This is a genomic window from Nocardia araoensis NBRC 100135, assembly GCF_000308435.1.
Classification (GTDB): Bacteria; Actinomycetota; Actinomycetes; order Mycobacteriales; family Mycobacteriaceae; genus Nocardia; species Nocardia araoensis.
In genome coordinates, this window is sequence record NZ_BAFR01000122.1 from 32,911 (window position 1) to 45,777 (window position 12,867).

13 protein-coding genes are annotated in these 12,867 nt (G+C 68.2%); 3 read left to right on the forward strand and 10 right to left on the reverse strand.

Annotated features, from left to right (window positions below; all coding sequences use genetic code 11):
- The first annotated feature begins 52 nt into the window (after positions 1-52).
- Positions 53-772: a phosphate signaling complex protein PhoU gene (gene phoU / locus ON21_RS15800; RefSeq protein ID WP_306307701.1), complete on the forward strand. Its 720-nt coding sequence runs from the start codon at positions 53-55 to the stop codon at positions 770-772.
- Positions 773-826: 54 nt separating this feature from the next.
- Here phoU and katG read toward each other — a convergent pair whose 3' ends face one another.
- The 6 genes from katG to ON21_RS37155 all read right to left on the reverse strand — a co-directional run bounded on the left by katG (position 827) and on the right by ON21_RS37155 (position 7,751).
- On the reverse strand, positions 827-3,058 hold the full coding sequence (gene katG, locus ON21_RS15805) for a catalase/peroxidase HPI (RefSeq protein ID WP_039798730.1): 2,232 nt from the start codon (positions 3,056-3,058) through the stop codon (positions 827-829).
- Positions 3,059-3,094: 36 nt separating this feature from the next.
- Entirely contained in the window at positions 3,095-3,538 is a 444-nt protein-coding gene (locus ON21_RS15810) for a Fur family transcriptional regulator (protein WP_039798731.1), read from the reverse strand.
- Between the two features lie 300 nt (positions 3,539-3,838).
- Positions 3,839-5,008, reverse strand: a complete 1,170-nt coding sequence (locus ON21_RS15815) for a zinc-dependent alcohol dehydrogenase (RefSeq protein WP_039798732.1) — start codon at positions 5,006-5,008, stop codon at positions 3,839-3,841.
- Positions 5,009-5,021: 13 nt separating this feature from the next.
- Positions 5,022-5,543 (reverse strand): SRPBCC family protein, encoded by a 522-nt coding sequence (locus ON21_RS15820; protein ID WP_039798733.1) that lies wholly within the window; start codon positions 5,541-5,543, stop codon positions 5,022-5,024.
- 197 nt (positions 5,544-5,740) lie between these two features.
- Positions 5,741-6,502 (reverse strand): enoyl-CoA hydratase, encoded by a 762-nt coding sequence (locus ON21_RS15825; RefSeq protein WP_039798751.1) that lies wholly within the window; start codon positions 6,500-6,502, stop codon positions 5,741-5,743.
- A 58-nt stretch (positions 6,503-6,560) separates the two neighbouring features.
- The gene (locus ON21_RS37155; RefSeq protein ID WP_051020848.1) at positions 6,561-7,751 is read right to left on the reverse strand and encodes a glycoside hydrolase family 19 protein; all 1,191 of its coding nucleotides are present in this window, start codon (positions 7,749-7,751) and stop codon (positions 6,561-6,563) included.
- A 142-nt stretch (positions 7,752-7,893) separates the two neighbouring features.
- On the opposite strand from ON21_RS37155, the gene ON21_RS15835 reads away from it, so the two are divergent.
- Complete coding sequence (locus ON21_RS15835; protein WP_039798734.1) at positions 7,894-8,112, forward strand: aromatic-ring hydroxylase C-terminal domain-containing protein; 219 nt, start codon at positions 7,894-7,896, stop codon at positions 8,110-8,112.
- A 70-nt stretch (positions 8,113-8,182) separates the two neighbouring features.
- Here the strand turns inward: ON21_RS15835 and ON21_RS15840 are convergent, their stop codons facing one another.
- The 3 genes from ON21_RS15840 to ON21_RS15850 all read right to left on the reverse strand — a co-directional run bounded on the left by ON21_RS15840 (position 8,183) and on the right by ON21_RS15850 (position 11,102).
- The gene (locus ON21_RS15840; RefSeq protein ID WP_039798735.1) at positions 8,183-8,857 is read right to left on the reverse strand and encodes a hypothetical protein; all 675 of its coding nucleotides are present in this window, start codon (positions 8,855-8,857) and stop codon (positions 8,183-8,185) included.
- Positions 8,858-9,265: 408 nt separating this feature from the next.
- The gene (locus ON21_RS15845) at positions 9,266-10,489 is read right to left on the reverse strand and encodes an oxygenase MpaB family protein (protein ID WP_039798736.1); all 1,224 of its coding nucleotides are present in this window, start codon (positions 10,487-10,489) and stop codon (positions 9,266-9,268) included.
- Positions 10,440-11,102: a TetR/AcrR family transcriptional regulator gene (locus tag ON21_RS15850; RefSeq protein WP_051020849.1), complete on the reverse strand. Its 663-nt coding sequence runs from the start codon at positions 11,100-11,102 to the stop codon at positions 10,440-10,442. The genes ON21_RS15845 and ON21_RS15850 overlap by 50 nt, the downstream gene beginning before the upstream one ends.
- 175 nt (positions 11,103-11,277) lie before the next feature.
- Here ON21_RS15850 and ON21_RS35870 point away from each other — a divergent pair, with 175 nt between their 5' ends.
- Positions 11,278-11,865 carry an LppA family lipoprotein gene (locus ON21_RS35870; protein ID WP_051020850.1) on the forward strand — a complete coding sequence of 196 codons (588 nt, stop codon included), beginning with the start codon at positions 11,278-11,280 and terminating at the stop codon, positions 11,863-11,865.
- Between the two features lie 21 nt (positions 11,866-11,886).
- On the opposite strand, the gene ON21_RS15860 is transcribed toward ON21_RS35870, so the two are convergent.
- Positions 11,887-12,867 (reverse strand): GlxA family transcriptional regulator (locus tag ON21_RS15860; protein ID WP_306307702.1); only part of this gene is annotated, 981 nt, incomplete at its 5' end.

Sequence of the window (12,867 nt, forward strand, 5' to 3'; positions counted from 1 at the left end):
AGCGATTCGTGCCCGACCCGCGGCGCACTGCGGGGATGCGCGCGATGATGGAATGGTGCGCACCCGCTTCCACGATCACCTCGAGCAGCTCGCCGACCACTTACGAGCGATGTGCGTGCGCAATCGGGAGGCCATCGCGATGGCCACCGACGCCCTGCTGGGCGCGGATCTGGAGCTGGCCGAGCGCATCATCGATTACTGCGTCGAAACCGTCGCGATGCGCGAGGACGCCGAGCACGCCGCGGTCACCCTTCTCGCGCTCGAAGCCCCCGTCGCGGGAGAACTGCGGCAGGTGGTGACGGCGCTGCAGTTGGTCGACGACCTGACCCGGATGAGCGCGCTGACCGAGCACATCGCCGACACCGCGCGACGCAGGCATCCGGCCGCCGCGGTCCCCGAACGGGTGCGAAATCTGATGATTCACATGGGCGCGGCGGCCGTCGACCTCGCCGATGCCGCGGTCGGTGTGCTGACCACCGCCGACCCGGGCGACGCCGCCGATCTCGATGCTCGCGACGACACCATGGACGATCTGCACCGTGACCTGCTGGCGGCGGTCCTCGCCGAAGGGTGGGACAACGGCACCGCCGCCGCGGTGGACGTCACCCTGCTGGGCCGCTACTACGAACGCTTCGGCGACCACGCGGTCGAGGTGGGCCGCCGCACCCTCTACATGACCACCGGGCGCCGCCCCGACAACGAGGCCGCGCCATCGATCCCGGCCCGCGAATCACCAGTGAGCGGAACCGAATTCGCTGTGGATGTCGGGTGAGGAGACGATCCGGGCCGGCCCCGAAGGACCGGCCCGGAACTCGTCGAGGATCGATCAGGCGAGATCGAACCGATCGTTGTTGGCCACCTTGACCCACGCCGCGACGAAGTCGTCGACGAACTTGCCCTTGGCATCGTCCTGGGCGTAGACCTCGGCCACCGCCCGCAACACGGAGTGCGACCCGAAGATGAGGTCGTTGGCCGTCGCCGTCCACTTGGCCGCGCCGGAGGAGCGGTCGAAGCCTTCGTAGACGTTCTCCGCCGACTCCGACGCCTTCCACTCGGTGTTCTGGTCGAGCAGGTTGACGAAGAAGTCGTTCGTCAGCACGCCCGGCCGGTCGGTGAACACACCGTGGTCGGTGCCGCCGTAGTTGGCGCCCAGAGCGCGCAGGCCGCCGATGAGCACCGTCAGCTCCGGAGCCGTCACGTCCAGCATGTACGCCCGGTCGAGCAGCAGGCGCTCCAGCGGGGCCTTCTCGCCGGCCCGCACGTAGTTGCGGAACCCGTCGGCCCGCGGTTCGAGCACCGCGAACGACTCGACATCGGTGTTCTCCTGGGTGGCGTCCGTCCGTCCGGGCGCGAACGGCACCGTGACGTCGTGGCCCGCGTCCTTGGCGGCCTTCTCGATCGCCGCGGACCCGGCCAGGATGATCAGGTCGGCGAGCGAGACCTTCTTGCCGCCCGCGGCCGAACCGTTGAAGTTCTGCTGGATCTGCTCGAGTACCGGCAGCACCTTCGCCAGCTCGTCCGGCTCGTTGACTTCCCAGTTCTTCTGCGGCTCGAGGCGGATCCGGGCGCCGTTGGCGCCACCGCGCTTGTCGGTGCTGCGGTAGCTGGCCGCCGACGCCCACGCGGTCTTGACCAGCTGCGCGACCGACAGACCGGACTCGAGCACCTTGCTCTTCAGGTCCGCGATGTCCTGCTCGTCGATCAGCTCGTGATCGACAGCGGGAACGGGATCCTGCCACAGCTGCGGCTCGGGAACCCACGGGCCGAGGTAGCGGCTGATCGGTCCCATGTCGCGGTGCAGGAGCTTGTACCACGCCTTGGCGAACGCCTCGGCCAGCTCCTCGGGGTGATCCAGCCAGCGACGGGTGATCTCCCGGTAGATCGGGTCCTCGCGCAGCGACAGGTCCGTGGTCAGCATGGTCGGCGTACGCGCGGGACCACCGAACGGATCCGGGATGGCGCCTTCGCCCGCGCCGTCCTTGGGCTTCCACTGCCAGGCCCCGGCGGGGCTCTTGGTCAGCTCCCACTCGTAGCCGTACAGGTTCTGCAGGAAGCCGTTGCCCCACTTGGTCGGGGTGGCCGTCCAGACGACCTCCAAGCCGCTGGTAATGGCGTCCTTGCCCTTACCGGTGCCGTAGGCGCTCTTCCAGCCAAGGCCCTGCTGTTCGATGGGAGCGCCTTCCGGTTCGGCGCCGACCAGGCCGGCATCGCCCGCACCGTGGGTCTTGCCGAAGCTGTGGCCGCCGACGATCAGCGCGGCGGTCTCCTCGTCGTTCATCGCCATGCGGCCGAACGTCTCGCGGATGTCGCGCGCCGCGGCCACCGGATCCGGCTGACCGTTGGGGCCTTCGGGGTTCACGTAGATCAAGCCCATCTGGACCGCGCCGAGCGGGTTGGCCAGCTCGCGGTCACCGCTGTAGCGCTCGTCGCCGAGCCAGGTGTCCTCCGGACCCCAGAAGACCTCCTCCGGCTCCCAGATGTCCGGCCGGCCGAAGCCGAAACCGAAGGTCTTGAACCCCATCGACTCGAGGGCCACGTTGCCCGCGAACACCAGCAGGTCGGCCCAGGAGATCTTGTTGCCGTACTTCTGCTTGACCGGCCACAACAGCCTGCGCGCCTTGTCCAGGTTGGCGTTGTCCGGCCAGCTGTTCAGCGGCGCGAAACGCTGCGCGCCCTGACCGCCGCCGCCGCGGCCGTCGGAGATGCGGTAGGTGCCCGCGGCGTGCCAGCTCATCCGGATGAACAGGCCGCCGTAGTGGCCGTAGTCGGCGGGCCACCAGTCCTGCGAATTGGTCATGATCGCCGCGACGTCGGCCTTGAGGGCGTCGACATCGAGCTTCGCGAATTCTTCGGGGTAGTTGAAGTCCTCGCCGAGCGGGTTGGACTTGGAGGTATGGGCGTGCAGCACCGAGACATCGATCTGCTCCGGCCACCAGTCCTTGTTGCTGCGGGGACGGTGGTCCGTCTTCGCGGTGGGGGACGGGATCGCCGGGTTCTCGCTCTCGCTGGCGCTGTGCGTCTTGGTGTCAGGATTCGGCGGGCGGCTATCGGATGACACAGCATTCCTTCCTGAAATGAGTGATGTGGGCTGCGATCACGAATGTGATCGGGAAGCCTGTGATTCCACACAATCGGGGCACAGGCCCCAGTAGATGACCTCGGCCTCGTCGATCGAGAACCCGCTGTCATCGGACGCGGTCAAACAGGGGGCCTCGCCGATGGCGCAGTCGACATCGGCGATCACCCCGCATGCTCGGCATACGACGTGATGGTGGTTGTCGCCGACCCGCGATTCGTAGCGGGCGACGGACCCGGACGGCTGGATGCGCCGCACCAGGCCGGTGGCTGTGAGTGCGTTCAACGAGTCGTAGACCGTTTGGTGGGACACCTCGGGCAGAGCGGATCGAACAGCGCGAATGATCGACTCCGTGTCGGCGTGCGGGTGGTCGTGCACCGCGCTGAGCACCGCGACCCGCGGACGGGTCACACGCAGCGAAACTCCTCGCAGCATCTGCTGGAATTCCGAGGCCGTTGGCATGCACGGAAGTCTCGTCCGTTTTCTGGAACGAGTCAAGAGTTTGTTTCGAAGTCGCGCCGGACCCGCTGCGGGGCGGCGGCGGCTGCTGGGGAGCGTATCGAGGACGGCACGCGGCGCGGGTGCGTTTGCGACGATTCGATCGTGCCAGCGATGCGTGTCCGATCAGAGCGGCCGGGTCGGAGGAACAACCGGCGAATGTCGGCCGCCCAGCCGATGCGACGCCGATCTGGTCCGTGACCTGCGCCAATGGCGCGGCGCTCGGTCAGGGACGTGGGTTGACGCGGGTCCGGGTGGCCCGCATCAGGGCCGGAAAACGGAACGGATGCACCCTTCTTTTTTGTGCTTGAAAATGTCGTAGCCGTATACCGCGTCGTCGAGCGGCATGTCGTGGGTGATCAGGTAGGAGGGGTCGAGATCGCCCTGTTGGATGTAATCGAACATGCGGGGGACGAACCGCTGGCCGTATTGCTGTGCGGTACGGATGGTGAGGCCCTTGTTCGTCACGACTCCCATGGGGAATTTGTCGGTGAGGCCGTAAATGCCGAGCACTGAGACGATTCCCCCTTTGCGGCACGCGAGAATGGCTTCGCGCAGCGGCGTCGCGCGATCGGATTCGAGCCGGAGCAGCTGTTTGGCGCGGTCGTAGAGCTGCTGGATTCCGGTGCCGTGTCCTTCCATCCCGACGGCGTCGATGCAGGCGTCCGGACCGCGGCCACCGGTGCTCTCGCGCAGGATCTCGTGCACGCTGTCGACGGCGGTGTAGTCGATCGTCTCGGCGCCGAACTGCTCTTTCGCCATACGCAGACGCTCGGGAAATCGGTCGATGACGAAAATCTCGCCGGCGTCGAGCAGGCGAGCGGTATGCCCGGCCATCAACCCGACGGCGCCGCTGCCCCACACCGCGACGGTGTCGCCGGGGTGGATGTCACAGAATTCGGCGCCCATCAAACCCGTCGGAACGGCATCGGAGAGGAATAGTGCCTGTTCGTCGGTGATGCCGTCCGGTATACGGAAGCAATTGGTGTCACCGAAGGGGACGCGGATATATTGCGCATGGGAGCCCTGATAACCGCCGAAGGGATGGGTGTAGCCGTAGATTCCGCCGGTCGGATAGCCGAAGACCGGTTGCTGCATGGCGCTGTTCGGATTGGTGGTGTCGCACAGGGAATACAGTTCGTGGTCGCAATACCAGCACGATGCGCACCCGATGAAGGACGGGACCACGACTCGATCGCCCACGGCGATCGAGGTGACTTCGGCTCCGGTCTCGACGACCTCGCCCATGAATTCGTGGCCGAAGACGTCGCCTTCCCGCATTCCCGGCAGGTATCCGTCGATGAAATGCAGATCGGACCCGCAGGTGGTGGTCAGGCGGACCTGGACGATGACATCGTGCGGATTGACCAGGACCGGGTCGGGCACGGTTTCCACGGCGAGATCGTTGACGCCGTTCCAGCAGAGCGCGTGCATGGTCTCCTCCTGTTCACCGAGCGGAAGAGCGAGCGCTCGGATTGTGGGCCAGAGTGGGCACTTCGCCGGTCTGCAACAGGGCTCGGGCTCGGTAGAGAGCGGTGAACATGCCCGCGCCGGTCAGCAGGTCGGGCAGCGGGGTGCGGGCCCGCATCGTCACTTCGGTGCCGAGGTTTCGCGGCGCTGCTCGGAAGCAGAGTTCGATCTCGAGGCTTTCGCCGGAAGTGCTGTCCTGGTCGGCGGCGCCGATGAACCGGAAGTGCCCTTCCTCCTCGCGCAGTGTGGTTTTCCAGGTCGGGCGTCCGTCCGCGCTTGCCTGCAGCGTCCACTCGTAGATCGACGGTGCGGTCGATCTGACCTCGGCGACATCGCCGAGCACCTCCGACAGGTTCGCCGCGTCGCGCCAGAACTGCTCGACCTCGGCGCGGGGCCGGGCGATGGTCACGGTTTGACTGCTCGAGTAGCTGCTCGCCGACTCGATCACCCGCCCCACGAGATCGCTGAGCAGGTGTTTGGTGTCATCGATGTAGTGCATGGGACCTCCTCTCGCTCTCCGTGGTCGCAAGCCACCCGGCACACACGAGAAGCGCCGTGCCCTGCGGTCCGGACACGAACTATGGCCGCACAGCTACGGATGTCCTATGCGGTCTCCGAGCGGCTACCCGCCGCCGGAGACGCCAAACCACTTCCGTCCGACTCCGATGAGATCAGCCCGCGCCGCACCGCCACCGATCATCTCGATCGGCCGATCTCGGCCTGCTTGGCCGCCAGCCGCGCGGCGAATTCCGGGGATTCGAGGGAGGCGACCTGCGGCACGATCTCGGCGTCGACGGCATCGGCGTGTGCGTCGAGGTTCGCGGTGTGGCGCATGGTGCGTTTGGTCGTGATGAGCAGATCGCGCGGCGCTTCGGCCGCGCCCGCGGCGAAGTCGATCGCCGCGGCGAGCAGCGTGTTGTGATCGCCGTCGACCACCCGGTGCGCCAATCCGGCGCCGAGCGCGGCCTCGGCGTCGAGGATCTCGCCGAACAAAGTCATCGCCGCGGCCTGTTGCGGTCCGACGGCGCGTTGCAGCATCCAGGTCATCCCGCCGCCGGGATGCAGGCCCAGCCGCAGGAATCGCGCGTCGAACCGCGCACGGGGACCGGCGATCCTGACGTCGGCGGCCAGCGCCAGATTGAGTCCCGCGCCGACGGCGGCGCCGCCGACGGCCGCGATGGTCGGCAGTGCGCAGCGCGCGACCGCGAGGAATCCGTCGTAGATCACCCGCAGCCCCTCCTCGCGGGCGGCGCCCAGCGCGCTCAGATCCGCTCCGGCGCAGAACGCGGGCGGGGTTCCGGTCACGACCACCGCGTGTACGCCGGGGTCGCGCTCGGCCTCGGCCACCGCGGCGGCCAGTTGTTCGGACAGCGCCGGTGTCAACGCGTTCCGCCGATCCGGATCGTGCACGGTGATGACCGCGACCTTGTCCCGCCGCTCACTGCTGATCTGCGCCATGACCGGATCGTAGGCGGCGGGGACCACCAGGAGCTGCCCGGGATGGCGATTCTCGCGTTCATTTCACGTGGAGTACCTTGCGGGCGCGGTGGTAGTTCTCGTTGCGGTCCGCAGCGCCGGTGGAACCTCCGTTGATCGATGTGGTGATCGCGTCGAAGTCGGATTCGTCGGCTCGGCGGTTCAATTCCTTTGCGTCCCAGAACCACCCGGCGGTAGCGAAGGCGTATTTCGGATCGGCGGCCAGCTCGCGATCACCGACGAGATCGACACCGAGGGCTTCGCCCGCCTTCTGGTAGTTGTCGCGGCCGGTCAGCTGCAACGCGCCGCGACCGTGGAAGCGGGCGCCGTCGCCGTGCTTCGTGTTGCCCAGACTCCGGCCGACGCTGGACTCGGGCCCGTAGTTGCGGTTGAAATATTCGTCGGGGCCGTATTCCTCGAGGGTTTTCAGATCGTCGGTTTCCTCGCCGATCTGGGCGAGGAACGCGGCTTCCCGCTTCGGCGTGTCTATCCCGTAGTCGCGCATCGCCTGGTTGAGATAGGGCAGGTATTCCCGCGGTTTCTCCCGTGACGTGCCGGGGAATATCCGCTCCAGCTGTTCGAGCGTCAGCGGGCCCATGGTCCCGGCCCGGTCGGTATTGTGCCCGGCCACCGCGGCGAACTTCGTCTCGACCCGTACGAGTGTCGCGACGACTTCGGTCAGCAGCGCCCTCTCCTCGGTCGGCGACAATTTCTTCGAGCGCGCTGAGACGGCTACTGCGGCAGCTTGCAGCACCGTCGCGAGACGTGCCGCCTCGTCGGCGATCGTGCCGATCAACTCGACATTGCCCTTCGCCACGTCGTCCACCTTCCCGGAGATTCCTGTGGCTTGGGCTTTCAGGTCGGTGGCGAGCCGAGCCAGCTTTCCTGACTTCTCGTTGTAACGCGTGGTGACGATGGACTCGTTCGCGACGTCGTACAGGTCGGCCTCATCGAGAAGGACGATCAGATCCGGAATAGCCTCGGTGTGTCCGTTGCCGAGTTGGTCGACCATGAGATCGAAGGCGTTCCGCGTGAACTCGACGACTTCCCGCAACGTGGCGGAGGCCTGCGGCGGGGCGACCAGACTCTCGATCTGCTTGCGGGCATCGAGGATTGCCGATGACGCCGTCGTGGTCGAATCCGACCCCGGTAGCTTGGCGGGCAGTGCGAGCAGACCGTATCGCGCTCGCCCCCAGGGATCCGCCTGTAACGGGTCGAACCGGGAGCCCATGCCCACGATCCTCGCATGACCGGCTCGAACCTTCGCCGTCTCTCATCCCCAGTCGTGAGAGGGCAGTCTGCCCGAGCGGGTGAATTCGCGGCGGGCGCTGTGAGCGTCGGTTGATTCCGGTAGTGACGACTCGGTGTAGGGAGTGCTGCTCGACCTCACCGATTCCGCCGACCTGCGATGCCGCGCGGCCGGATGGTCGGGGCGGGTGCGCGTCGTCACCGCGAAATCCGCTCAGCCGCGCGAGCTTTCGGCCCTTCTGGTTCGTCCCGACGGCTGTGTCGCGTGGGCTGCCGACGGCGGCGACCTGGACGGGCTCGAGGAATCGCTCGCCCGTTGGTTCGGCGCTCACTCGCACGCCTGACAATCCCTCGGAGCACGCCACCGCAGCCGCCATATTCCGTACCGGCGGGCCGGACCGGCGGGAGTCGCGGTCAGCTCAGCAGCCGCTGTTCCAGTTGCGCGAGGACGGCTCGGTTGCGCTGCGCGTCCAGGGCGAGGGCCGCGGCCCAGACATGCGCCGAGATGACTCCGGTCTGGACGCGGTCGATCCAGTCGTGCACGGTGCTGCGCCGATCGAGGGTGTCGCTGTCGAAGGTGATCGGTTCGAGTTCCGGCAGATGCACGTAGCGCAGCTGGGTGATCTCTCTTCCGCGGGCGTCGAAGATGCTGGCGGCCCAGACATCCTCGGTGGTGGAGGGTTCCGCGGGCCCGTCGGGCGACGGGGTGATCAGGTCGGGCTGGTCGTCGATCCCGTGCACGATGGTGTCGGCGGCGGCCTGGTGGGCCAGCCCGAATCCCCACAGGCGGCCGTTCATGCCCGCCATCATCCGTCCGGCGATGTCCAGGATCGGGGATCCGGCGACGGTGGGGGCGTCGTCGGGTGAGAATTCCGCGAAGCCCGCGGCGCTCGCGCCGTCGTCCTCGCCGGTGCCGGTGAAACCCCAGATGTGGACGAGGCCCGGGTCGGCGGTCGGCGCGGCGCTGCGGCGCTTGATCATGGCGGGCAGCAGGATGTCGATGACGGATCGGGCCGGATACCGGATCGCCGGTACGGTGTCCGGACGACCTATGCTGTTGTTGCGCTTGGGTTTCCGGCGGCCGGACATAAGCTTCTCCGTCGAAGTGCGGTTTCGGACAAAGGCGTCGACCCGGTGGTTGTCAGCGCTGTCAGTGTAGATAGATCGAGCGGCGACATTGTCGACAACAGCGCATACTCGTGCGCGTCGGATGTCCGAATGACCGGCGTCGGCTGCCGCGTGTGGTTCACCGTTTCGCCGCCTGTCGCGAGTTGTCCCTCCAGGTCAGCGATCCGGTGGACCGGTTGTGCGGTGTGAGCTCTCGCACCGCTGCGTGCGGCGTCGGCATCAGGAGGGTTGACAAAGCGGAATCATACGGCGGATCCCGCGGGTCACCTCGGCCGGCGAGCGGACGAGCCGGGCCGGGATCGAGGCCTGGAAGGCTCCGGTCGCGTGGAAGGTGCAATGCCCGCGGACTCGTGCTGCCGGGGTCCGCGGTCAGGCGATGCGATCCAGTTGCGGTGCGGAATGCCCGATGGTGGCGCTGGTTTCGCCGATGAGGCGTCGCAGGAAGGCTTCTTGCTGCTTGCGTCCGTGGATGGCGGCCCGGTCGAGGCCGCCGGGGGCCAGGTGGGTGTAGGCGGTGCGCACGAGATTGACGGGAATGCGCAGGGCGGGGTACCAGGGCGGGACGTAGGCGGGCAGGCCGAGAATTCGCATCGCCTTGGGGCCGAGGAAGGCGCTGCTGACCGACAGGTGCTGGGCGCGGGCGAGCCGGCCGCGCAGCGTCGGCAGGTTGGGGTAGGACCAGTGCAGTGGATCGTCGGCCATGGGCAGGGCGAGCTGACGACTGGTCTCGTCGGGATTGGTGATGGCGGTCAGGCAGTGGTCGAGGATGGCGATGCCGTCGCGGAAGCCGGTGGGCAGCCATTGGTCTTCGACGCCGATCAGCCAGCCCACGTAGCGGGTGAGGTGGGCGGCCGCGGCCAGTTCCCGTGGGGAGAGGATGACGCCGAGCGCCATGCCGCCGACGACGGGTGCGAGCAGGGCGCCGACGAGGGTGGCGGCCATGTCGGTCTGGTTGATCGGCAGGCCCCATTCCTCGGTGCGCCAGTCGGGCATCGCGGCGACGTGCCTGCGGACCAGGGAATGGATGAGCCGCACGTGCAGGGTGGAGCGGTAGCCGACCCCGTAACGGTCCATGCCGTTCTCGGTGGAGACGTCCATCGCCCATTGCAGGGTCTCGGCGAACCGGCGAGCGGGGCCCTTCTCCAGGGCGCCGGTGCGCAGCAGGGTCTTGTTGAAGCCGGAGGCCAGATAACCGCCGATGAAGGAGACGTCACGCGCGAAATACAGTCCGTCGTTGCCGCCGGAACGGAATACCCGCTCGCCGTCGCGCAACAGTTTCGGGTCGACCCAGGCCGGGGTGTCCTCGACGAGGGTGAAGAACTCGCGCAGCGGCGCGGGCGCGCCGGGGATACTGTCGATGCCCGACCGAAGTGCCTGCTCGAACAACGGCCGCGTGGCGGTCATGCCTTCGTCGTACATCCACTCGACGAGGCGGTCCATCGGCTCGTCGCCGACGAGCAACGATGCACCGAGCAGTTGCCAGCGCTGCGGGGATGGTTTCCCGATGCGCAGCAGCGCGGCGAACGGGCCCAGGCCGGGTGCCTTACGTGGCCGGTCGGGGTGCCGGGCCGGGATGGTCGCGGACGTGGTCATGGTTGGGCTCCTCGTCGGGGCGGGTGATGCCGTGTTTCATCAAGGGCACGATGGTGGTGCGGACGAAGGCGCGGGCGCGATCGTCGTCGGTGAAGTCGAAGCTGCCGCCGCCCGGGGTGAGCATCAGCGAATGGGCCAGGCGGGCGACGAGTTCGGCCACCGGGCGCGGGTCGTAGGAGTCGATGAGGCCCGCGGACCGGGCGTGGGTGAGCATGCCGACGATGTAGTCGATGCCGATGGACACCAGGCGTTCGCCCTGCACGGTGGAGAAGCGCAACGCTTCGTCGGGCGCGACCCGCAGCAGTTGGGTGACCAGCCGATGGATGCGGGTCTGCAAGAGGACGTACAGCATCGTGTTCTCGATCTGGGCGTCCACACCGGTCGCGGTGGCGGCGATCGCGGTCACCTCCGCGAGCATGCGGCGCGTCTCCCTGGCGAGTACCGCTTCGATCAGGTTGTCCTTACCCGCGAACCGGCGATGGATGGTGATCCGGCTGAGCCCGGCCATGCGGGCGATGTCCTCCAGGCCGGCCCGGCGGATGCCGACCTGCAGGATGCGTTCCAGCGCGGCGTCCAGGATCCGTTCGTCGACGCCGTCGGAACCTTCGCTCATGATACAAACATACAAAGATTGTTTCATTGCGTCAATAATTCGGTCGGTCTGCGCGGCATGATGCCGGTCGTGTTCGTCGCCGCGATGGAGCTCTCCTGGCCACCGGCCGGGAATAGGATTGTGCGGGAAGCAGGCCCGCGATTCGTGGGACCGCGGGGAAGGGTGGGAGACGACGATGACCGAATGGCGATGGCCGGCCGCCGCACTGCGCTGGTCCGCCGCGCTCGCGGTCGCGGCTTCGACGGGCGGATGCGCGACCCTGCTCGGTGATCCCGCCCCGCCGCCGTCCGCCGAAGAGATCGCCACAGCCACAGCGGAATTGGCCGATCTGCCGGCTTCGGAGGTGGCGGAGCGGCAGATGTCGTCGGTCGTCGCGGAAATCGCGGACGCCGCCTCGGCGATCCAACCGGCGCTGCGGTGGACCCGGAGCGAGGACCGCGCGGAAGGGCCTTGCTACGGGCCGTATGCGCACACCGGCGGCAGGCGTGTAGTCCTGCCGCGCTATCGCGCCGAGGATTCGCTGCCGGACGGGGCATGGCCCGGATTCCAGGAGACGGCCCGCGTGCTGGCCGCGTCCGTGGGTGCGACCGACATGCTGCCCGGTAGCGCGTCGTCGCCGGACCGGCACGTCACGTTCGAAGGGCCGGACGGGGCCGAGTGGGACAGCAACACCGAGCTGTCGGTGTTCGCCGATGCCCGGTCGATGACGATCACCGCGACCGTGGGCTGCCGACTGCCCGCGGACGAGCGAACGCCTCGGTGACGTTCCTGGTCGATTTCCGTGTCACGAACCCCGGAACGCGCGCCGATAGGCGCCCGGGGTCGTGCCCACCTGGGTGCGGAAGCGGCGGCGCAGGTTGACCGCCGAGGTCAGGCCGACGCGTGCCGCGATCGCCTCCACCGGCAGGTCCGTCTCCTCCAGCAGCGTGCGTGCCTCGGCCACCCGGCGCGACAGCAGCCACGCTCCCGGGCTCGTGCCGAGCTGATCGGCGAAACGCCGGGCCAGCGTGCGCGGCGAGACGTTGAGGTGCGCGGCCATGTCTCCCACCGACAGCGCTGTCCCGAGGCGCGCGCCGGCCCACTCGAGCAGACCGTCGAGCGCGTCCGTGGGCGGCGTGGGCGGCGCGTATTGGGCTTGGCCGCCCTCGCGGTGCGGCGGCATCACCATGTGCCGCGCCACGAGCGCGGCGTGCGCCGCCCCGTGATCCTTCCGGACGAGATGCAGGCACAGGTCGATGCCCGCGCCCGCTCCGGCGCTCGTGGCGACATCGCCGTGGTCCACGTAGAGCACGTCCGGCTCCACGCGTACGCGGGGGAATTCCTGCGCCAGCTGTGCGGCGCGTGCCCAGTGCGTCGTCGCCGAGCGCCCGTCCAGCAGGCCAGTGCGGGCGAGCGCGAACACCCCGGAGCAGATCGTGACGAGTCGCGCGCCACGGGCGTGTGCCCGCAGCAGCGCGCGGCGCACGCGGGGCGAGAGCGGCGCCTCGACCGGCGTCCAGCCCGGGATGAGGACGGTGTCCGCGGCAGCGAGCGCCGAAAGACCCTGCGACACCTCGAGCGTGTACCCGGCCGCGGTCGGTACCGGGCCCGGCGTCTCCGTGCACACCTCGAACTCGTAGTAGTGCGGCACCCCGGCCCGCTGGGTGCCGAATACCTCTGCGGCACAGCCCAGCTCGAACGTCGACTGCACCGGCCGCACCAAGGCCACCACGCGATGCATGGCAAGAATGTACCTGGTGGTGTCCGACTGGACACTTTCTCGGGG

Coding starts and splice junctions, on each gene's coding strand:
- phoU (WP_306307701.1), top strand. CDS start 53: ATGGTGCGCACCCGCTTCCACGATCACCTCGAGCAGCTCGCCGACCAC.
- ON21_RS15810 (WP_039798731.1), bottom strand. CDS start 3,538: ATGCCAACGGCCTCGGAATTCCAGCAGATGCTGCGAGGAGTTTCGCTG.
- ON21_RS15815 (WP_039798732.1), bottom strand. CDS start 5,008: ATGCACGCGCTCTGCTGGAACGGCGTCAACGATCTCGCCGTGGAAACC.
- ON21_RS15820 (WP_039798733.1), bottom strand. CDS start 5,543: ATGCACTACATCGATGACACCAAACACCTGCTCAGCGATCTCGTGGGG.
- ON21_RS15825 (WP_039798751.1), bottom strand. CDS start 6,502: ATGGCGCAGATCAGCAGTGAGCGGCGGGACAAGGTCGCGGTCATCACC.
- ON21_RS37155 (WP_051020848.1), bottom strand. CDS start 7,751: ATGGGCTCCCGGTTCGACCCGTTACAGGCGGATCCCTGGGGGCGAGCG.
- ON21_RS15840 (WP_039798735.1), bottom strand. CDS start 8,857: ATGTCCGGCCGCCGGAAACCCAAGCGCAACAACAGCATAGGTCGTCCG.
- ON21_RS15845 (WP_039798736.1), bottom strand. CDS start 10,489: ATGACCACGTCCGCGACCATCCCGGCCCGGCACCCCGACCGGCCACGT.
- ON21_RS15850 (WP_051020849.1), bottom strand. CDS start 11,102: ATGAGCGAAGGTTCCGACGGCGTCGACGAACGGATCCTGGACGCCGCG.
- ON21_RS35870 (WP_051020850.1), top strand. CDS start 11,278: ATGACCGAATGGCGATGGCCGGCCGCCGCACTGCGCTGGTCCGCCGCG.